Origin of the sequence: Kitasatospora sp. MMS16-BH015 (assembly GCF_002943525.1) — a bacterium.
Lineage (GTDB): Bacteria > Actinomycetota > Actinomycetes > Streptomycetales > Streptomycetaceae > Kitasatospora.
Genome location: NZ_CP025394.1, coordinates 8,707,643 through 8,727,412, shown reverse-complemented (window position 1 = coordinate 8,727,412; position 19,770 = coordinate 8,707,643). Strand labels below are relative to the sequence as shown.

Here is a 19,770-nt window from a genome sequence, read left to right as displayed (position 1 = left end):
ACCAGTCATCATCGAGCAGAGCGCCCACTGGTCCACACCAGTGTCATGAGCAGCACACGTACCGCTGACCACTGCCCGCTGATCCCGCACCCGATCGTTCAGCCGCTCCGAGCGTCCCAGGGAGACCTCTTGCGCCTGTTCCGGCTCATCTTCGCCGCGGCCTGCGCCGCCGCCACCCTCGCCCTGCCCACCGTGTCCACCCCGGCCACCGCCGCCACCGCGCCGCCCCAGACCGTCCCCGCCCTGCGCCAATGGACCGCCGCCACCGGCACGTTCACCTTCACCAGCACCACTCGCATAGCCGTCGACCCCGCGTACAGCACCCAACTCGCCACCGACGCCGCCACGTTCGCCGACGACCTGAGCACCCTCGAAGGCCGCACCGTCCAGGTCGTCACCGGCACCGCCTCCCCCGGCGACATCGCCCTCACCCTCAACGACGGCTCACTGCCCGCCGAGGGCTACCGCATGACGGTCGGCCCCTCCATCACCGTGCAGGCCGCAACCGACACCGGTGCCTTCAACGGCACCCGGACCATCCTCCAACTGCTGCACCAGTCAAGCTCGATAGCCGCCGGAACGGCCGTCGACTGGCCGGCCAAGGCCGAGCGCGGGCTGATGATCGACCAGGGGCGGAAGTTCTTCACCGTGCCGTGGATCAAGCAGCACATCAAGGAGCTCGCCTACCTCAAGCTCAACTACTTCCACTTCCACCTCTCCGACACCTTCGGCTTCCGCCTGGAGAGCTCCACCCACCCGGAGATCGTCTCCACCGACCACTACTCCAAGCAGGACATCGCCGAGCTGGTGGCGCTCGGCCAGAAGTACCACGTCACCATCGTCCCCGAGATCGACACCCCCGGGCACATGAACGCCATCCTCGCCGCCCACCCCGAGCTCAAGCTCAAGAACAGCTCCGGCACCGTCAGCGACGAGTTCATCGACCTCTCCCTCCCCGGCTCCTACACCCTCATCAAGGACCTGATCACCGAGTACCTCCCCCTCTTCCCCGCCTCCTACTGGCACATCGGCGCCGACGAGTACGTCACCGACTACACCCAGTACCCCCAACTGCTCAGCTACGCCCGGGCCCACTACGGCGCCAACGCCACCGCCAAGGACACCTACTACGGCTTCGTCAACTGGTCCGACGCCCTCGTCCGCGCCGGCGGCAAGACCACCCGGATGTGGAACGACGGCATCAAGGCCGGCGACGGCACCATCGCCCCCAACGCCGACATCACCGTCGAGTACTGGTACAACTACGGCCTCACGCCCCAGCAGTTGGTGAATGCCGGGCACATCGTCGCCAACGAGTCCTGGACGCCGACCTACTACGTGCTCGGCGGCGCCAAGCCCGACACCCAGTGGATGTACGAGACCTGGACGCCCGATCTCTTCCAGGGCTCCAACACCCTCAACGACCCGTCCAAGAACCCGGGTTCACTGATCCACGTCTGGTGCGACAACCCCACCGCCGAGACCGAGGACCAGATCGCGGCCGGCTTGATGTACCCGCTCCGCGGCCTCGCCCAGCAGACCTGGGGCTCCCCCAAGCCCGCTGCCACGTACGCGGGTTTCACCCCGATCGTCACCGCCGTCGGCCACAACCCGGCCTGGCCCGGCCTCACCCAGCCCGGCAACCTGGCCCGCAACCACCCGACCACGGCTTCCAGCACCGAGACCCCCAACTTCCCGCCCAGCGCAGCCACCGACGGCGACGGCACCACCCGCTGGTCCAGCGCGTACAGCGACCCGCAGTGGCTCCAGGTCGACCTCGGCTCCACCCAGGCGATCGGCCGCGTCGTCCTCCGCTGGGAGGCCGCCTACGGCAAGGCCTTCCAGCTCCAGACCTCAGCCGACGGCACCTCCTGGACCACCATCTACTCCACCACCACCGGCACCGGCGGCACCCAGGACCTGAGCGGCCTCTCCGGCTCCGGCCGCTACCTCCGCCTCTACGCCACCCAACGCGGCACCAGCTACGGCTACTCGCTCTACGAGTTCGAGGCCTACGCCCCCGGCGGCCTGGCCGGCACCCACGTCCTCACCACCGGCGCCACCGCCCTCGACGACCCGGCCTCCTCCACCACCACCGGCACCCAGCTCATCACCTGGACCACCCACGGCGGCCCCAACCAGCAGTGGCAGTTCACCCCCAACCCCGACGGCAGCTACACCCTGACCAACGGGGCCTCCCACCTCTGCGTCGACGTCAACGGCGGCTCCACCACCGCCGGCGCCGCCGTCATCCAGTGGACCTGCACGAACGCCGACAACCAGCACTGGACCCTCACCCCACTGACCGGCGGCGGCTACACCATCACCTCCAAGAAGAGCGGCCTGCTCCTCACCACCGCCGCCACCACCGACGGCGCCCTCGTCACCCAGCAGCCCGACACCGGATCCGCCCTCCAGCACTGGCAGTTGAGCTGACCGCCACCCCGCCGGTCACAGCGGTGGATTGGGCCGGGCCAGGCCACAGTCGTAGGCGAAGATGACGGCCTGCACCCTGTCCCGGGCGCCGAGCTTGGCCATCACCCGGCCGACGTGCGTCTTGACGGTCGACTCGGCGAGGACCAGCCGCTCGGCGATCTCGGTGTTGCTCCAGCCCCGGCCGACCGCGACCAGGATCTCGTGCTCGCGGTCGGTCAGGGCGGCCAGCCGACCGTCGGCCACCGGCTCGGCGCCCGGGGCGCGGACCGGCAGGTGGTGGGCGTAGGCGTCGAGCAGCCGCCGGGTGACGGCGGGAGCGACCACGGCGTCCCCGCCGGCCACCGCGCGGATCCCGGCCAGCAGCTCCTCCGGGCGGGCGTCCTTGAGCAGGAAGCCGCTGGCCCCGGCGCGCAGCGCGGCGTGCGCGTACTCGTCAAGGTCGAAGGTGGTCAGCACCAGGATCCGCGACCGCCCGCCGGTGGCCACGATCCTGCGGGTGGCCTCGATGCCGTCCATCCCGGGCATCCGGATGTCCATCAGCACCACGTCCGGCCGCAGCTCCGCCGCGAGCCGCACCGCCTCGGCCCCGTGCGCGGCCTCGCCGACCACCTCGGTGTCGGGCTGGCTCTCCAGCAGCATCCGGAAGCCGTACCGCTGCAGCGGCTGGTCGTCGACGATCAGCAGGGTGGTCACGTGAGGCTGCCCATCGGTACGGAGGTGCCGGAGACATTGGGGGTGTCGGGGGTGTCGGTGCCGTCAACGGCCTGGGAAGCGTCAGCGGCCTCGCGCGTGCCGGATGCGAGGGCGAGCACGGCCTCCACCGCCCAGCCGCCGCCGGGTGCCGGGCCCGCCACGACGGTGCCGCCGTACAGGGCCGCCCGCTCGCGGATCCCGGCCAGCCCATGCCCCTCGTGCACCTCCCGTGCGGGTGCCGGCTCCGGCTCCCACTCCGCCGGAGCCGGAACGGAGGCAGCCGCCGGGCCGCTGTCGCGGACCCGCACCCGCAGTCGGCTGCCCTCCACGGTGAGGGAGACCTGCGCGCGGGTCTCGGGGCCGGCGTGCTTGAGGGTGTTGGTCAGCGACTCCTGCACGATCCGGTACGCCATCAGCTCCACGCCCCGGTCCAGGCCGGCCAGCCCGCCGGTCACCGAGTAGACCACCTGCGGGCCGGCCGCGCGGATCCGCGCGCAGAGCCCGTCGAGCTCGGCCAGGCCCGGCTGCGGGGTGAACTCGGCGTTCTCCTCGCCCTGGTCCCGCAGCACGCCGAGCACCCGCCGCAGCTCGCCGAGCGCCTGGCGGCTGGTGTCGCCGATCAGCAGCAGCGCCTCCCGGCCGCGTTCGGGTGCGGCCTGGGCCGCGTACGCGCCGCCGTCGGCGAGGGTGACGATCACCGAGAGGTTGTGGCCGAGGATGTCGTGCATCTCGCGGGCGATCCGGGTCCGCTCGGTGACGGCGGCCAGCCGGCTGCGCTGGTCCCGCTCGATCTCCAGCCGGGCCGCCCGTTCGCGCAGGCCGGCCAGCTGGGCCCGCCGGATCCGCACCGCGATGCCGAGCGCCACGGCCGCCGTGGCGGCGCTGCCCAGGAAGAACAGCGCGTCGCCGACGGGCAGCCCGGAGGACACCTCCACGGCGACCAGCCCGGCGGCCGCGACCATCGCCGCGCAGGCCCAGGCCAGGTGCCGCAACCGCCCGTGCAGGGCCAGGCTGTAGAGCGCGAACAGCAGGGCCACGTCCGCCCGCAGCGCGGCGCCCAGCGACCACTGCAGCAGGAAGACGGCCATCACGGCCGCGAACGCCGCCGTGGGCCGGCGCCGCCGCCAGAGCAGCGGCAGCACCAGCCCCGCCTGGAGCGCGAGCATCGCGCCGAGCGGCAGCCTGGCGAAGTGCAACCGGTGCTCGCGCGGGCCCTCCACCCCGCCGTGGAAGAGGTCCGGCAGGCAGAACAGCAGGACCACCAGGCCGACCACGGCAGCGTCCAGCGCCCAGGGCCGGGCCCGGTCGGCCTGCCGGACGCGCTGGCCGAGCTGGGCCAGCCGCGCGAAGACCGGGTGCCCGGGCAGCGGATCGGCCAGGGGCTCGGGGTGGCGCACGGTCCTCACCTGCCGTTCGAAAGGGGAGCGTCGGAAAAGGGAACGGTGCGGCACCCGGACCGCCCGGGCACCGCACCGGAGTCTCTCAGACCTTCCTGAGCAACCCGTCAGACCTCGGTCAGACGTCAGCGAGACGGCGCTCAGACGTCCGTCCGCACCAGGCGGACCGCCGCACCGGCCAGCGCCGCCACCGTCCAGAGCAGGAAGACGCCCAGCCCGGCCGCCGGCGAGAGCGTGCTCGCGTCGTGGGTGAGCGCGAACATCGCCTCCCCCGCGTGGCTGGGCAGGTAGGGCGCGATGTGGCTCTGCCAGTCGGTCGGCAGCAGCGAGACCAGCCCGGGCACCAGCATCAGCGAGGCCACCAGCACCGAGATGCCGCCGGCCACCGAGCGCAGCAGCGCGCCCAGCGCGACCCCGATCACCCCGACCAGGGCCAGGTAGACGCTCGCGCCGAACAGGCCGCGCACCGCCCCCGCGCTGGAGAGGGTCATCGCGGCCCGGGTGCCGTCCAGGATGCCGGTGTCGGTGAGGAAGGCGACGAACACGCCGACGGTGGCGAGCACCAGGGCGATCACGCCGAACACGCCCGCCTTGGCCCAGAGGACCGGCAGCCGGCGCGGCACGGCGGCCAGGGTGGAGCGGATCATGCCGGTCGAGTACTCGCCGGCCGAGATCAGCACGCCCAGCACGCCGAGCGCGAGCTGGGCGAAGTTGGTGCCGAACAGCGAGAGGCTGAGGGTGGTGGCGTCGGCGAAGTCGCGGTCCATGTGCCGGCCCGAATCCAGCCGGGACTTGAACTGGGCGGCGGCGATCAGGCCGAAGGCGATCAGGAAGACCAGCGCGAGGCCCAGGGTGATCCAGGTGGACCGCAGCGACCAGAGCTTGGCCCACTCGGAACGGACCACGCGCGCGGCGGTGACCTTGTACACCGGGCGGGCCGGGCGGGTCTCGGCGGCGGGGGCGGTCGGGCTCGGTGCGAGGGTGCTCATGCCGCGCTCCTCAGGGTCTCGGTGGTCGTGGTGGTGCCGTGGTACTCGACGGCGTCCCGGGTCAGCTCCATGAACGCCTCCTCCAGGGAGACCGTGCGGGTGGCGAGTTCGTACAGCGCGATGCCGTGCTCGGCGGCGGCGGTGCCGATCTCGCGGGCGGTGCGGCCGGTGACCAGCAGCTCCTCCGAGCCGGATTCGCCGGTGATCTCCACCCCGGCGCCGGCCAGCGCCCCGCGCAGCTTGGCCGGGTCGGCGCTGGCCACCTTGACCACGTCGCCGCCCGCCTGGCGGACCAGCTCCTGCACGGTGGTGTCGGCCAGCAGCCGGCCGCGGCCGACGATGATCAGGTGGTCGGCCACCAGCGCGACCTCGCTCATCAGGTGCGAGGAGACGAAGACCGTCCGTCCCTCCGCCGCCAGCGAGGTGAGCAGGTTGCGGATCCAGAGCACGCCCTCGGGGTCGAGCCCGTTGACCGGCTCGTCCAGCATCACGGTGGCCGGGTCGCCGAGCAGCGCGGCGGCGATGCCGAGGCGCTGGCCCATCCCGAGCGAGAACGCCCCGGCCCGCTTCTTCGCCACCGACTGCAGGCCGGTCAGCTCGATCACCTCGTCCACCCGGCCGCGCGGGATGCCGTGCGTGTGCGCCTGGGCCAGCAGGTGGTTGTACGCGGTGCGCCCGGGGTGGATCGACTTGGCCTCGAGCAGCGCGCCGACCTCCTGGAGCGGGGCGGCGTGCTCGGCGTACCGCTTGCCGTTGACCCGCACCGAGCCGGCGGTCGGCGCGTCCAGGCCGACGATCATCCGCATCGTGGTCGACTTGCCGGCCCCGTTGGGCCCGAGGAAGCCGGTGACCGTCCCCGGCTTGACGGTGAAGTCCAGCCGGTCCACGGCCGTCTTCTCCCCGTACCGCTTGGTCAACTGGTGCGCCTCGATCATCGCTCGCCCTCACGCTCCACGGGCCGGTCGCTCCGGCCGCCGCTCCCGCCCAGGCTAGGAGCGGGAGCGGCGCGATCCGTGGTACCGGGGGCTGATCATCACCGGGCCTGTAGTACCCGGGTACCACGCGCCCCGGCCGGGCGCGGCAGGCCGTAGTGCTCGCGCAGGGTCGCGCCCTCGTACTCGGTGCGGAACAGGCCGCGCTCCTGGAGGATCGGCACCACCCGGTCGGCGAAGGTCTCGAACCCGGAGGGCAGCACGGCGGGCATCACGTTGAACCCGTCGGCCGCCCCGGCCCGGAACCAGTGCTCGATCGTGTCGGCCACCTGCTCGGCGGTGCCGGCGAAGGTCCGGTGCCCGCGACCGCCGCCGAGGCGTCCGATCAACTGACGCACCGTCAGTTTCTCGCGGCGGGCCAGCTCGACGATCAGCGTGTACCGGCTCTTGGCACCCTCGATCTGCTCCTCCTCCGGCAGGTCGGCGGGCAACTCCCGGTCCAGCGGCAGGCTCTCCGGCTCGACCCCGAGCACGGCGGCCAACTGCACCCGGGCGTACTCGGGTTGGATCAGCCGGTCGAGCTCGGCCTCCAACTCCCTTGCCTCGGCCTCGGTATCCCCGATCACCGGCACGATGCCCGGCAGCACCTTCAGCAGCTCCGGGTCCCGACCGGCCAGCGCGGCCCGCCGCTTCACGTCGGCGTAGAAGGCAAGCCCCTCCTCCAGCGTCGGCTGCGCGGTGAACACCGCCTCCGCGTACCGGGCCGCGAACTCCTTGCCGTCCTCGCTCGATCCGGCCTGCACCAGCAGCGGGTGGCCCTGCGGGGAGCGCGGCACGTTCAGCGGCCCGGCCACCCGGAAGTGCTTGCCGAGGTACGCGATCGGACGCACCCGGTCGGCCTCGGCGTGCACCCCGCGCGCCTTGTCGGCCACGATCGCGTCGTCCGCCCAGCTGTCCCAGAGCAGCGCCGAGACGTCCAGGAACTCCGCCGCCCGCTCGTACCGTTCGGCGTGCGCGGGCTGCGCGTCCAGGCCGAAGTTGCGCGCGGCGGCGTCCCCGGCCGTGGTCACGATGTTCCACCCGGCCCGCCCGCCCGAGAGGTGGTCCAGCGAGGCGAACCGCCGGGCCAGGTTGTACGGCTCGTTGTAGCTGGTCGAGGCGGTGGCGATCAGCCCGATCCGGCTGGTCACCCCGATCAGCGCCGTCAGCAGCACCGTCGGCTCCAGGCTGCCGCTCGGCCGCCGTCCCGGATCGCCCCAGAGCGAGGGGCTGTCGGCCAGGAAGACCGAGTCGAACCGGGCCTGTTCGGCCCGCCGGGCCAGCCGCTGGTAGTGGCCGAGGTCGAGGTTGGCCAGCGGATCGGACTCCGGCAGCCGCCAGGAGGCCTCGTGGTGGCCGGTGTCGTGGATGAACAGGTTGAAGTGCAGGCGGCGTCGGGATGCGCTCATCGGCGGTGTGCTCCGGTCTTCGGTCGGTATCGGTCGGTATCGGGTTCAGGCGTGCGGGGTGTCCTCTGCCACGCCGAGTTCGGCCAGCAGGGTGGTCCGCAGGGCGGCGAACTCCGGGTCGGTGCGGTGCCGTTGGCCGGCCAGCTCCACCGGGTGGTCCGGCCCGAGCCGGCCGTCGGTGAGCACCAGGACGCGGTCGGCCAGCAGCAGGGCCTCGTCCACGTCATGGGTGACCAGCAGCACGGCCGGCCGGTGCTTGCGGCAGAGCTCGCGCAGCAGGGCGTGCATCCGGATCCGGGTCAGCGCGTCCAGCGCGCCGAACGGCTCGTCCAGCAGCAGGAGTTCGGGCTCCCGCACCAGCGCCCGGGCCAGCGCCACCCGCTGCGCCTCGCCACCGGAGAGGGTGATCGGCCAGTCCTTGGCGTGGTCGGCCAGGCCCACCTCTGCCAGCGCCGCCAGCCCCCGCGCCCGGGCCCCGGCCCGCGGGCCGGGCAGGCCGAGCACCACGTTGTCCAGCACCCGCTTCCACGGCTGCAGGCGCGGATCCTGGAACACCATCGAGCGCCGCTGCGGCACCAGCAACCGCCCGGTGTACTCCGGATCCAGCCCGGCCAGCGCCCGCAGCAGGGTGCTCTTGCCGGAGCCGCTGCGCCCGAGCAGCGCCAGGAACTCCCCTCTCCTGAGCCGGAGTTCGACCCCGGCCAGCACCTCCCGCCCCTCGAAGGAGCGGCCCACCCCCTCACCCAGGACGGCGATCTCGTCCTCGACCGTGGTCGCGGTCATCGGTCTCACTCCCTTCAGGCGCCGTCGAAGCCGCGGCGCCAGCCGAGCAGCCGGCGTTCGAGCAGTCGGACGATCGCGTCGGCGGTCAGGCCCAGCAGGCCGTAGATCAGCAGGCCGAGCACGATGATGTCGGTGCGGTACCAGGCCTGGGCCTGGTTCATCAGGTAGCCGATCCCACTGGTGGCGTTCAGCTGCTCCGCGATGATCATCACCAGCCAGGCACTGGTCAGCGCGAACCGCAGCCCCACCAGGAAGCCGGGCACCGCCCCCGGCAGCACCACGTGCCGCACCAGCGCGGCCCGCCCGAGCCCGAGCACCCGGGCCGACTCCACCAACTTCTGCTCCACGCCCCGGATTCCGGCGTAGGTGTTCACGTAGACCGGGAAGGCACTGGCGAAGGCCACCAGCACGACCTTGGGCTCCTCCCCCACCCCGAACCAGATGATCACCAGCGGCAGCAGCCCGAGTGCGGGCAGCGCCCGGAGGATCTGCATGGTGGAGTCCACCAGCTCCTCCCCGAGCCGGAACAGTCCGGCCACCACGGCCAGCGCCACCCCCAGGCTCACCCCCACCGCCAGGCCCTCGACCACCCGCTGCAGCGAGGCCAGCAGGTTGTCCGCCAGCTCCCCGGTCCGCCCCAACTCCACGGCTGCGGCGAACACTTGGCTGGGCGTGGCCAGCACCCGCGAGTCGATCTCCCCCAGACTCCCGAGCAGCTGCCAGACCAGCAGCACCACCGCCGGCCCGGCCAGCCGGCGCACCGCCCGCGGCAGCGGCACCCGCGCCCTGGCCCGCCGGCTCAACCCGGCCGCGTCCACCAGCGGCAGCGCCACCGGCCCTTCCCGCGAGAGCTCCCGCTGCGTGCCACCGACGGCCACCAGCGTCTCCGTACTCGCCATGCCTCTTCCCTCCCCTGCCCGTCGCTTCCCGCTTCTCCCCGCTGCTCTCAGACGGAGGTGCCGACCCGGTGGTCGGCCGTGAACGGCCTCCCGGCGACCAGCTCGGACTCGCGGCCGTCGGGCCCGACCGGCACCTCGCCGATCAGCGTGACCCGGTGCAGCCGCCGCTCCACCTCCAGGTGCTCCAGGTCGCGCGGCGCGAGGTGCGCGGTGGCCCGGTTGTCCCAGAACGCCACGTGCCCGGGCTCCCAGCGGAACCGCACGGTGTACTCGGGCCGGGTGATCTCCGCGTACAGCAGGTCCAGGATCCGGCGGCTCTCGCTCGCCGTGACGTCCACCAGGTGACTGGTGAAGCCCGGGTTGACGAACAGCGCCCGCTCCCCGGTCTCCGGGTGCACCCGCACCACCGGGTGCACCGCCACCAGCAGGTTGTCGTTGACCCGCTTGGCGTACGCGCTCTCCCCCTCCACCTTCCGGCTGCCGCCGTACCGGTGCTCGGCCCGCAGCGTGTCCACGAACGCCCGCACCGGCGCGGAGAGCCCCTGGTACGCGGCCACCAGGTTGGTCCACTGGGTGTCCCCGCCGTACTCCGGCACCGCCTCGGCCCGCAGGATCGACCCGGCCGGCGGGTTGACGGCGGCGGTCACGTCGGTGTGCCACCCGTCGAAGTAGCTGTACTGCCGCTTGCGGTACTCCTCCACGAACCCGGCCCCGTACCGCTCCTCGAACCGCCGCGGGTCGATGGTGAAGATCTCCGGGTGCCCCTCCGGCGGGGTGTCGTCGTGCGGGTGGGCGTAGGTCAGCTCGCCGAACTGCCGGCCGAACGCGATCTGCGCCGCGTGGTCAAGCTCCTGCCCCCGGAAGAACACCACCTTGTACCGGTGCAGCGCCTCCTTGATCTCCCGCACCGTCTGCTCGCCCAGCGGCCGGGCGAGGTCCACCCCCTCGATGTCGGCCCCGATGTGCCCGGCGACCGGCCGCACGCTGATGGTGGCCACACTGCTGCTCATAACGGTCTTCCCCTCTGCTGTCTTTCCCGGATTCAGTGCTGGTTCGCGGTGACCTGGGCGTTGAACGCGGTCACCACCTCGGCGGGGAACTCCCCCGACACGTCGACCTTCCGCGGCAGCTGGCCGTTGGCCAGGAACAGGTCCGCCTGCCGCTGCTGGGCCCCGGTGACCGCGCCGTCCAGCTGGGCGAACCTGGTCTCCCCGGCCGCCTGCCAGATGAGCTTGGCCACCTCGGGCTTCTGCTTGTTGACCTTCACGTAGTAGGCGTCGATCCAGGCGTCCGGATGGGCCCGGTTCCAGCTGTTCGCCTTGACGAGCCGTCCGACCAGATCGAGCAGCGCGGCCCGGCGCGGCTGGTCGGCCAGCGCCTTCCGGGTGGCCAGCCAGAAGCTGTACCCGGAGGAGACCTGCTGCCCGTTGATCAGCTTCACCGCACCCGGGTGCGCCTGGGCGTAGTTGATCAGGTCCTGCGGCGAGGCCGTCGCGGCGTCCACCGTGCCGGACTCGAGCACCTGCCCGATGTTCTGCAGCGGCACGTCCACCGGCGTGACGTCCTGCTGCTTGAGCCCGACCGTGTCCAGCGCCTGGATCAGGAACCCCTGGTTGGCCGTCCCCTTGGAGTACCCGACCTTGTGGCCCTTGAGCCCCGCCAGGCCGGTGATCCCCGACCCGGCCCGTGCCACCAGCGTGTACCCCGGCCCGACGGTGTGACTGGCCGCCACCACGTCCACCGGGATGTCGGCCGCCGCCGCGTAGATGGCCGGCGTGTCCCCCATCACCCCGAAGTCGATCGCCCCGGCCACGAACGCCTGGTTGACCAGCGGCCCGCTGTTGAACTGGTCGAAGACCACCTGGTAGCCGAGCCCCTGCAGCTGCTCCGAGGTCTGCAGCAGGGTCTGCAGGTACTTGCCCTGGTCACCGATGTGCAGCGTGACCGTCCCGGCCCCGGCGGCGGCCGGCCCGGTGTCGGCCCTGGCCCCGGCCCCACAGGCCCCGACCAGCGGCAGCAGCGCGAGCAACGCGAACGGAAGGAGGGTACGACGGAACGGCTTCATGCTCGATCTCCGGATGAACGACGGAACGACGGACACGACGCGACACGACGGAACGTCGGAAAAGGGAACGACGGACCTTGAACGGCCCGGCGTCACCCGGCGAGCTCACGGGCTCGTCCGGGCCGGCGCACTCAGACTGCGCGACGCCAACACGAACGGGTCAGCGGCCGGTGGGCGGCTTCCCGGATCGTGGTCTTCCTGCGCGGTGCGGTCATGGGACGAGTCTGCCGACTCCGCCGCCCGGCGGCAACGGTTTGTGATGGTATGGAAGAAATGCCCGTCACCTCCTGCCCCCGACCGCACCGCCCGAGCCCGCCACCCGCGCCGTCGCCACCGTCCGCAACCCCAGCGGGTCCTGGTGGATCGCGGCCAGCACCGGCGCCGTCGCGGCCACCGCCAAGGCGTCCAGGCCGAACGAGCTCGCCCGCACCACCCCCGCCCGGTCGGCCGCCGCCTCCCGCAGCACGGGCAGCAACTCCGGCAGGTACACCGTCACCGCCTCCGTGACCACCAGCTCCTCCGGGCCGAGCATGTCCAGCAGCAGCCGCGCGGCGTACCCCACCGTCCGCAACCGGGCCCGGCACAGCTCCAAAGCCCGCCGGTCACCGGCCCGGGCCGCGCCCAACACCAGCCTGAGGTCAGGCCGTTCGACGATCCCCGCCGCCACCGCCCGTTCCGCCACGGCCCGGTCCGAGACCGTCACCTGCAGGCACCCGACCCGCCCGCACGGGCAGCGCAACTCCGAACCGGGCACGGGCAGATGCGCCACACCCCCGGCCCCGCCCTGCCGCCCCCGCACCGGAACGCCGCCCGCGACGATCGCGGCGTCCACCACGTTCCCGACGAAGAGGTGCACCAACTCGCCGCTGTGCTTGGCCCCGAACAGCATCTCCGCCCGGGCCAGCGCCCGTGCGTGCCCCTCCACATGCACCGGCAAGCCCAGCACCGAGGCCAACTCCCGCCCCAGTGGCACCTGTTGCCAGCCGAGCGCACTGTTCTCCACCACCATGCCCAGCTCGGGATCCACCCAGCCCCCGGTCACCGCCCCGACCCCCAGCACCGACCGCCCGGCCGCCTCCCGCCGCAGGAATCCCGGCAACTCGGCCGCGATCACCCGCAGATCACGCTCGGCGCCCAACCCGCCCGGCTCCCGGGCCACCTGCCGGCGCGCGACCACCCGGCCCCGCAGATCCGCCAGCGCCAGGGTGATCTGCGGCACCGCGACGTGCACCCCCGCCACCAGGTGCCGCTCGGTGTCGATCTCCAAGGGAATGCTCGGCCGCCCCGGCCGCGGTGCCGAGTTGGCCACCACCGGCTCGCGCACCAGCCCCAGCGCCAACAGCTCGGCCGCGTACCGGGAGACCGCGGCCGGACTGAGCCTGGTCGCCCGGCTGATCTCCCCCCGCCCCACCGGCCCGTGCTCCAGCGCGGCCCGCAGCACCGCGGCGGCCCCCTCGGGCCGCTCGGCGCTCGGGGTGGCGGCGGGATCGGCGACAAGCGCGAGCGGCATCGGCAGTCCTCGGGTACCGCCCCGGCGGCACGGACAGCGCGCGGGGCTCATCGCCCGATCGTGGCAAGGCCCTTGGGACCGGGTCAATGGACCCGCGTTACGGCTGGATGGCAGTTGCGTGCTCCCCGACCGTCCGGATCTTGTCCGATCAGCGCGCCGGGCCGAGACTGTAAGGATGCGGATCAACCAGCGGGACACGCAGCAGGGGGACGAGGACCGTGTGCTCCACCAGGGGCAGCCGTTCACGGGGGAGGTGGAGCGGACCGACGCCGACGGCGAGGTACTCGCGGTCAACACGTACGTGCGGGGCGTCAAGGACGGCCTCCAGCGGTACTGGTACCCGGGCGGGGTCCTGCAGCAGGAGGAGACGGCCGACCTGGGCATCACCGTGGGCGAACTCCGCCGCTGGTACCCCAACGGCCAACTCTCCTACCTCGCCGTCCACTCCGGGGAGGGCGTGATCCTGCACCAGACCTCGTGGGACCACGAGGGGAACCTCATCGAGGAGCGGGGGCCGGACGTGACCGCCGAGGAGGACTTCGACCGGGGAGTCCGGGAGCGGGCCGCCGGCAACGCCGAGAAGGCCCGACGCGCCTTCTACCGCGCCTCCGTGTCCGGCGGCCCGGACATCAGCGCCAAGGCCCTGGCCAACCTGGCCGTCCTGGAAGCCTCGACCGGGCGGATCGCGCCCGCCATCGTGATGTTCCAGGAGGCCATCGCCACCGGGCACCCGGACCACGCGCCCCAGTCGATGTTCAACTTCGCCATCTTCCTGCAACGCCTGGGAGACCTGGCCAGGGCCCGCCACTACTACGAACTGGCCGTCGCCGGCGGCCACCCCGAGCACAGCCGCAAGGCCCTCTTCAACCTGGCCAACCTCTCACTCGACCAGGGCCGGGTCACGGAGGCCTGCGGCCACTTCCTCCGCGCCATGGAGCCGCCGTTCCTCGGCGACACCGCCTCCCGGGCCCACCGCCGTCTCCTGGAGATCGACTCCGGCCGCCTGGCCGAGGCCCGCGAGGTCTACCTCCGCGCCGTCACCGATGCCACCGCCGCCGGCGACACCGGCACGGCCACCCGGGCCCGCGACCTGCTCTTCGACCTCGACCCCTCATACCAGCAGCCGGACCGTGTCATCGAGATCGGCCGCCGCAGGTTCACCACCGCCGAGATCGAGGACGCCGAGTGGGCGAACGGCCGACCCCCGCGCTACGGCAGCGGCTACCTCGACCTCTACACCCGGGACGGCGAGCACCACGTGCTCCACGTCGACCCCGGCGACCCGTACGACAGCCGCGGCCTCGCCGCCCTGCGGCAGTTGCTCGGCCCCGGCGGCCTCTGACCCTTCCTGTTTCCTAACGCTCGAACAGCCTCCAGTGCCCCTCCGAGACCACCTCAACGACACCGTCCACCACCGTGATCGCCGTCTCGTCATCGATCGCGTACCCCGGCACCGCCACCCGCCCGGCCCACCTGACCGCATCGGCCATGGTGTTCTCCGGGCACATGGCGTTGTCCAGATGCGGGAACACCCCGAACCCGACCAGACCCAGCCCCCGGTCCCCACCACCCGCCGGCCGCCACCCCACGAACTCCTCCCCGACCTGCGGGGCCAGCACCATGCTGCCGGCGCTCAGCCCCACGTAGACCGTCTCCTCGAGCGAAGGGAACAACTCCGCCAGCCCCGACTCCCGCATCCAGTGGTGCAGATAGAGCACGTCACCACCGCACACCAGCAGGGCATCGGTCTCCCGCACCAGCGGCACCCAGTTCGCCGCCTCGATGCTGGGCAGCGCCGTCAACTCCAGCATCCCGACCGACTTCCACCCCAACTCGACCAGCGGCGTGGGCGACTGGCCGGCGATCTGCCGCCAGGTCATGACCGCCGTCCCGGGCAGCATCCCGTACATCGCGGTGGGGATGCAGAGGGCGGTGGACTCCTCGATCGGTTTGCCCAGCAGGCCCACGAGGGCCTCCCGGATGCTCGGATTGCTGACACCGCCGGACGTGAGGAGAAGCTTCATCATGCCTTCCTGGAACTCGAATCGTGATGCACGACCTGACCCGGCGTCATCCGCAGGGGCGCGGTCGGCTCTACTGCCGAGCGCGGCCCTCGGCCGCGTCGAACGCGGGCGCGAGCGGGGCCAGTGCCTCCCGGAGGCGGTCCGACAGTGAACCGGAGGGCACGACCAGCCCTGCGGTGCCGAGGCGCTCGGGGAGCGCCGAGTGGCCGACGGGCCGGAGCCAGTCTTCCAGGGCGATGCGAACCGCCACGGCCGTGCTCGCCGCGAGCACCCGAGCCGTGAGGGCTTCGGCCGCACCGAGGCGCTCGGCGATCACCGCCGTGAGCGGGGGCTCGATGTCGGCGGTGCTGCCGAGGAACGCATCCAGCAGTGGGGCCCGGGCGGCGATCAGCAGCAGTACTTCGCGTTCGCGCCCACCAGTGTCCGTGTACTGCTCCACCACCGCCTCGGTGACGGCGTCAGCCAGCCGCACGCCTGCGGGCCGGGCCGCGACCGCCGCCGCAATCCGCGTCTCCCGGTCCGCGGTGACGGCGGCCACGATCGCCTGCTCCCGGCTGGCGAAGTAGTTGTTGTAGGTCCGCGGCGAGACGCCGGCCGCCTCGGCGATCTCCTCGACCCGCACGTTCTCCGGTCCGCGCTCCACGGCCAACCGCAGCGCGGCCTCGCGCAGCGCCTCGCGCGTGGCCTGCTTCTTCCGCTCCCGCAGCCCAGGTGGTGGTGTCGTCACGGCCTCAGCATGCCACAGATTTCTGCGCGCGCGAAAATTTGCGGGCTCGCAAAATTTCTGCCAGCCTCGACCCCAGAGACCGGGGACGGTCTGGACCGAGCCGGCCTGGGCATCGTCAAGCTCCTCGAAGGACGCCGGGGCCTGACCTACCCCGACATGGAATGGGAACCCCAGTCCGCCTTCGCAGCAGTGGCTCGGCAATACCGGAGCTGACTCCGGAAACGCAGAGAAGCCCCATCCGGTCTCCCGGATGGGGCTTCTCCACAATGATTGTTCGGCGGCGTCCTACTCTCCCACAGGGTCCCCCCTGCAGTACCATCGGCGCTGTGAGGCTTAGCTTCCGGGTTCGGAATGTAACCGGGCGTTTCCCTCACGCTATGACCACCGAAACACTATGAAACTATCCGACCGCACCACACTCTCCATGAGCATGGGGTCGTTGTTTCAGAACAACACAGTGGACGCGAGCAACTGAGGACAAGCCCTCGGCCTATTAGTACCGGTCAGCTCCACCCATTACTGGGCTTCCACATCCGGCCTATCAACCCAGTCGTCTACTGGGAGCCTTACCCTCTCAAGGAGGTGGGAACATTCATCTTGAAGCAGGCTTCCCGCTTAGATGCTTTCAGCGGTTATCCCTCCCGAACGTAGCCAACCAGCCATGCCCTTGGCAGGACAACTGGCACACCAGAGGTTCGTCCGTCCCGGTCCTCTCGTACTAGGGACAGCCCTTCTCAATATTCCTACGCGCACAGCGGATAGGGACCGAACTGTCTCACGACGTTCTAAACCCAGCTCGCGTACCGCTTTAATGGGCGAACAGCCCAACCCTTGGGACCTACTCCAGCCCCAGGATGCGACGAGCCGACATCGAGGTGCCAAACCATCCCGTCGATATGGACTCTTGGGGAAGATCAGCCTGTTATCCCCGGGGTACCTTTTATCCGTTGAGCGACGGCGCTTCCACAAGCCACCGCCGGATCACTAGTCCCTGCTTTCGCACCTGCTCGACCCGTCGGTCTCACAGTCAAGCTCCCTTGTGCACTTACACTCAACACCTGATTGCCAACCAGGCTGAGGGAACCTTTGGGCGCCTCCGTTACTCTTTAGGAGGCAACCGCCCCAGTTAAACTACCCACCAGACACTGTCCCTGATCCGGATCACGGACCCAGGTTAGACATCCAGCACGACCAGAGTGGTATTTCAACGATGACTCCACCATGACTGGCGTCACGGCTTCACAGTCTCCCACCTATCCTACACAAGCCGAACCGAACACCAATATCAAGCTATAGTAAAGGTCCCGGGGTCTTTCCGTCCTGCTGCGCGAAACGAGCATCTTTACTCGTAATGCAATTTCACCGGGCCTATGGTTGAGACAGTCGAGAAGTCGTTACGCCATTCGTGCAGGTCGGAACTTACCCGACAAGGAATTTCGCTACCTTAGGATGGTTATAGTTACCACCGCCGTTTACTGGCGCTTAAGTTCTCAGCTTCGCCAACCCGAAAGTTGACTAACCGGTCCCCTTAACGTTCCAGCACCGGGCAGGCGTCAGTCCGTATACATCGCCTTACGGCTTCGCACGGACCTGTGTTTTTAGTAAACAGTCGCTTCTCGCTGGTCTCTGCGGCCGGCCCCAGCTCACGGAGTAAATCCGATCACCAGCTCCGGCCCCCCTTCTCCCGAAGTTACGGGGGCATTTTGCCGAGTTCCTTAACCATAGTTCACCCGAACGCCTCGGTATTCTCTACCTGACCACCTGAGTCGGTTTGGGGTACGGGCCGCCATGAAACTCGCTAGAGGCTTTTCTCGACAGCATAGGATCATCCACTTCACCACAATCGGCTCGGCATCAGGTCTCAGACTATGTGCAAGGCGGATTTGCCTACCTTGCGTCCTACACCCTTACCCCGGGACAACCACCGCCCGGGCTGGACTACCTTCCTGCGTCACCCCATCGCTCAGCTACTACCCTGTTGGGTCAGCGGCTCCACCACGTCCCTTCGTCCGAAGACTCCGGGCCGGCTTCACGGCTTTAGCATTCAGAGGTTCGCCGTTGGCGCTTCAAAGCGGGTACGGGAATATCAACCCGTTGTCCATCGACTACGCCTGTCGGCCTCGCCTTAGGTCCCGACTTACCCTGGGCAGATCAGCTTGACCCAGGAACCCTTGGTCAATCGGCGCAAGAGTTTCCCACTCTTGTATCGCTACTCATGCCTGCATTCTCACTCGTGAACCGTCCACAACTGGATTCCTCCGCTGCTTCACCCGGCACACGACGCTCCCCTACCCATCACAGCCCCCGTTGGGGGTATTGCTGCAATGACACGACTTCGGTGGTGTGCTTGAGCCCCGCTACATTGTCGGCGCGGAATCACTTGACCAGTGAGCTATTACGCACTCTTTCAAGGGTGGCTGCTTCTAAGCCAACCTCCTGGTTGTCTCTGCGACTCCACATCCTTTCCCACTTAGCACACGCTTAGGGACCTTAGTCGGTGTTCTGGGCTGTTTCCCTCTCGACCATGGAGCTTATCCCCCACAGTCTCACTGCCACGCTCTCACTTACCGGCATTCGGAGTTTGGCTAAGGTCAGTAACCCGGTGAGGCCCATCGCCTATCCAGTGCTCTACCTCCGGCAAGAAACACGTGACGCTGCACCTAAATGCATTTCGGGGAGAACCAGCTATCACGGAGTTTGATTGGCCTTTCACCCCTAACCACAGGTCATCCCCCAGGTTTTCAACCCTGGTGGGTTCGGTCCTCCACACGGTCTTACCCGCGCTTCAACCTGCCCATGGCTAGATCACTCCGCTTCGGGTCTTGGGCGTGCAACTCAATCGCCCTATTCGGACTCGCTTTCGCTACGGCTACCCCACACGGGTTAACCTCGCTACACACCGCAAACTCGCAGGCTCATTCTTCAAAAGGCACGCAGTCACGAGACACACAGCAAGCTGCATGTCCGACGCTCCCACGGCTTGTAGGCACACGGTTTCAGGTACTATTTCACTCCGCTCCCGCGGTACTTTTCACCATTCCCTCACGGTACTATCCGCTATCGGTCACCAGGGAATATTTAGGCTTAGCGGGTGGTCCCGCCAGATTCACACGGGATTTCTCGGGCCCCGTGCTACTTGGGAGAAGCTCAAGCGAGCCGTACAGATTTCGTCTACGGGGGTCTTACCCTCTACGCCGGACCTTTCGCATGTCCTTCGACTATCCATACGGTTTCTGACTCGCCCAACTGCCGGCAGACAGCTGAAGAACTTTCCCACGACCCCTTGAGCGCAACCCCTGCCGGGTCTCACACGCTCAAGGTTTAGCCTCATCCGGTTTCGCTCGCCACTACTCCCGGAATCACGGTTGTTTTCTCTTCCTGAGGGTACTGAGATGTTTCACTTCCCCTCGTTCCCTCCACACACCCTATGTGTTCAGGTGCGGGTGACAGCCCATGACGACTGCCGGGTTCCCCCATTCGGAAACCCCCGGATCAAAGCCTGGTTGACGACTCCCCGGGGACTATCGCGGCCTCCCACGTCCTTCATCGGTTCCTGGTGCCAAGGCATCCACCGTGCGCCCTTAAAAACTTGGCCACAGATGCTCGCGTCCACTGTGCAGTTCTCAAACAACGACCAGTCCCCCACCCTCGACCCGCACAAGGCGGCTCTCAAGTGAGACCGGCGATCACTGAAGCAACGACATCAAGCCGTTCCCTCAGGACCCAACAACGTGCCCGACACGATCAAGACCAACCAACCCGTTCCACGCCGAAGCAGTACTTGGAGAGGTGACCCTCATCGTGCCGAATAGTCAACGTTCCACCCATGAGCAACCGTGCGAGACATTCGCTCGCAACCGGCTATGT

General features: G+C 69.7%; 14 protein-coding genes and 2 rRNA genes. 2 read left to right on the top strand and 14 right to left on the bottom strand.

Features of this window, described 5'->3' with window-relative positions; all coding sequences use genetic code 11:
- The first annotated feature begins 45 nt into the window (after window positions 1-45).
- On the top strand, window positions 46-2,436 hold the full coding sequence (locus CFP65_RS37535) for a family 20 glycosylhydrolase (protein ID WP_104820356.1): 2,391 nt from the start codon (window positions 46-48) through the stop codon (window positions 2,434-2,436).
- 15 nt (window positions 2,437-2,451) lie between these two features.
- Here CFP65_RS37535 and CFP65_RS37530 read toward each other — a convergent pair whose 3' ends face one another.
- The 10 genes from CFP65_RS37530 to CFP65_RS37485 all read right to left on the bottom strand — a co-directional run bounded on the left by CFP65_RS37530 (window position 2,452) and on the right by CFP65_RS37485 (window position 13,152).
- Window positions 2,452-3,129: a response regulator transcription factor gene (locus CFP65_RS37530; RefSeq protein ID WP_104820355.1), complete on the bottom strand. Its 678-nt coding sequence runs from the start codon at window positions 3,127-3,129 to the stop codon at window positions 2,452-2,454.
- The gene (locus CFP65_RS37525; RefSeq protein ID WP_254552773.1) at window positions 3,126-4,526 is read right to left on the bottom strand and encodes a sensor histidine kinase; all 1,401 of its coding nucleotides are present in this window, start codon (window positions 4,524-4,526) and stop codon (window positions 3,126-3,128) included. The genes CFP65_RS37530 and CFP65_RS37525 overlap by 4 nt, the downstream gene beginning before the upstream one ends.
- A gap of 140 nt (window positions 4,527-4,666) precedes the next feature.
- The gene (locus tag CFP65_RS37520) at window positions 4,667-5,515 is read right to left on the bottom strand and encodes a hypothetical protein (RefSeq protein WP_104820354.1); all 849 of its coding nucleotides are present in this window, start codon (window positions 5,513-5,515) and stop codon (window positions 4,667-4,669) included.
- Window positions 5,512-6,450, bottom strand: coding sequence for an ABC transporter ATP-binding protein (locus CFP65_RS37515; protein WP_104820353.1), 939 nt, complete (start codon window positions 6,448-6,450; stop codon window positions 5,512-5,514). Before CFP65_RS37515 ends, CFP65_RS37520 begins: the two co-directional genes overlap by 4 nt.
- A gap of 98 nt (window positions 6,451-6,548) precedes the next feature.
- Window positions 6,549-7,895: an LLM class flavin-dependent oxidoreductase gene (locus CFP65_RS37510; RefSeq protein WP_104820352.1), complete on the bottom strand. Its 1,347-nt coding sequence runs from the start codon at window positions 7,893-7,895 to the stop codon at window positions 6,549-6,551.
- Window positions 7,896-7,940: 45 nt separating this feature from the next.
- Window positions 7,941-8,678 (bottom strand): ABC transporter ATP-binding protein, encoded by a 738-nt coding sequence (locus CFP65_RS37505; RefSeq protein ID WP_104820351.1) that lies wholly within the window; start codon window positions 8,676-8,678, stop codon window positions 7,941-7,943.
- Window positions 8,679-8,692: 14 nt separating this feature from the next.
- Window positions 8,693-9,577: an ABC transporter permease gene (locus CFP65_RS37500; RefSeq protein WP_104820350.1), complete on the bottom strand. Its 885-nt coding sequence runs from the start codon at window positions 9,575-9,577 to the stop codon at window positions 8,693-8,695.
- A gap of 47 nt (window positions 9,578-9,624) precedes the next feature.
- Entirely contained in the window at window positions 9,625-10,587 is a 963-nt protein-coding gene (locus CFP65_RS37495) for a TauD/TfdA family dioxygenase (protein ID WP_104820349.1), read from the bottom strand.
- A gap of 32 nt (window positions 10,588-10,619) precedes the next feature.
- Complete coding sequence (locus tag CFP65_RS37490; protein WP_104820348.1) at window positions 10,620-11,642, bottom strand: ABC transporter substrate-binding protein; 1,023 nt, start codon at window positions 11,640-11,642, stop codon at window positions 10,620-10,622.
- A 280-nt stretch (window positions 11,643-11,922) separates the two neighbouring features.
- On the bottom strand, window positions 11,923-13,152 hold the full coding sequence (locus tag CFP65_RS37485) for an ROK family protein (RefSeq protein WP_158702565.1): 1,230 nt from the start codon (window positions 13,150-13,152) through the stop codon (window positions 11,923-11,925).
- A gap of 175 nt (window positions 13,153-13,327) precedes the next feature.
- Here CFP65_RS37485 and CFP65_RS37480 point away from each other — a divergent pair, with 175 nt between their 5' ends.
- Complete coding sequence (locus tag CFP65_RS37480) at window positions 13,328-14,494, top strand: tetratricopeptide repeat protein (RefSeq protein WP_158702564.1); 1,167 nt, start codon at window positions 13,328-13,330, stop codon at window positions 14,492-14,494.
- Window positions 14,495-14,507: 13 nt separating this feature from the next.
- On the opposite strand, the gene CFP65_RS37475 is transcribed toward CFP65_RS37480, so the two are convergent.
- The 4 genes from CFP65_RS37475 to CFP65_RS37455 form a co-directional block, all read right to left on the bottom strand.
- The gene (locus CFP65_RS37475) at window positions 14,508-15,176 is read right to left on the bottom strand and encodes a Type 1 glutamine amidotransferase-like domain-containing protein (RefSeq protein WP_104821409.1); all 669 of its coding nucleotides are present in this window, start codon (window positions 15,174-15,176) and stop codon (window positions 14,508-14,510) included.
- A gap of 70 nt (window positions 15,177-15,246) precedes the next feature.
- Window positions 15,247-15,903 carry a TetR/AcrR family transcriptional regulator gene (locus CFP65_RS37470; RefSeq protein WP_104820345.1) on the bottom strand — a complete coding sequence of 219 codons (657 nt, stop codon included), beginning with the start codon at window positions 15,901-15,903 and terminating at the stop codon, window positions 15,247-15,249.
- 272 nt (window positions 15,904-16,175) lie between these two features.
- Window positions 16,176-16,292, bottom strand: a 5S ribosomal RNA gene (gene rrf, locus CFP65_RS37460).
- Window positions 16,293-16,376: 84 nt separating this feature from the next.
- Window positions 16,377-19,498, bottom strand: a 23S ribosomal RNA gene (locus CFP65_RS37455).
- Window positions 19,499-19,770 lie beyond the last annotated feature (272 nt).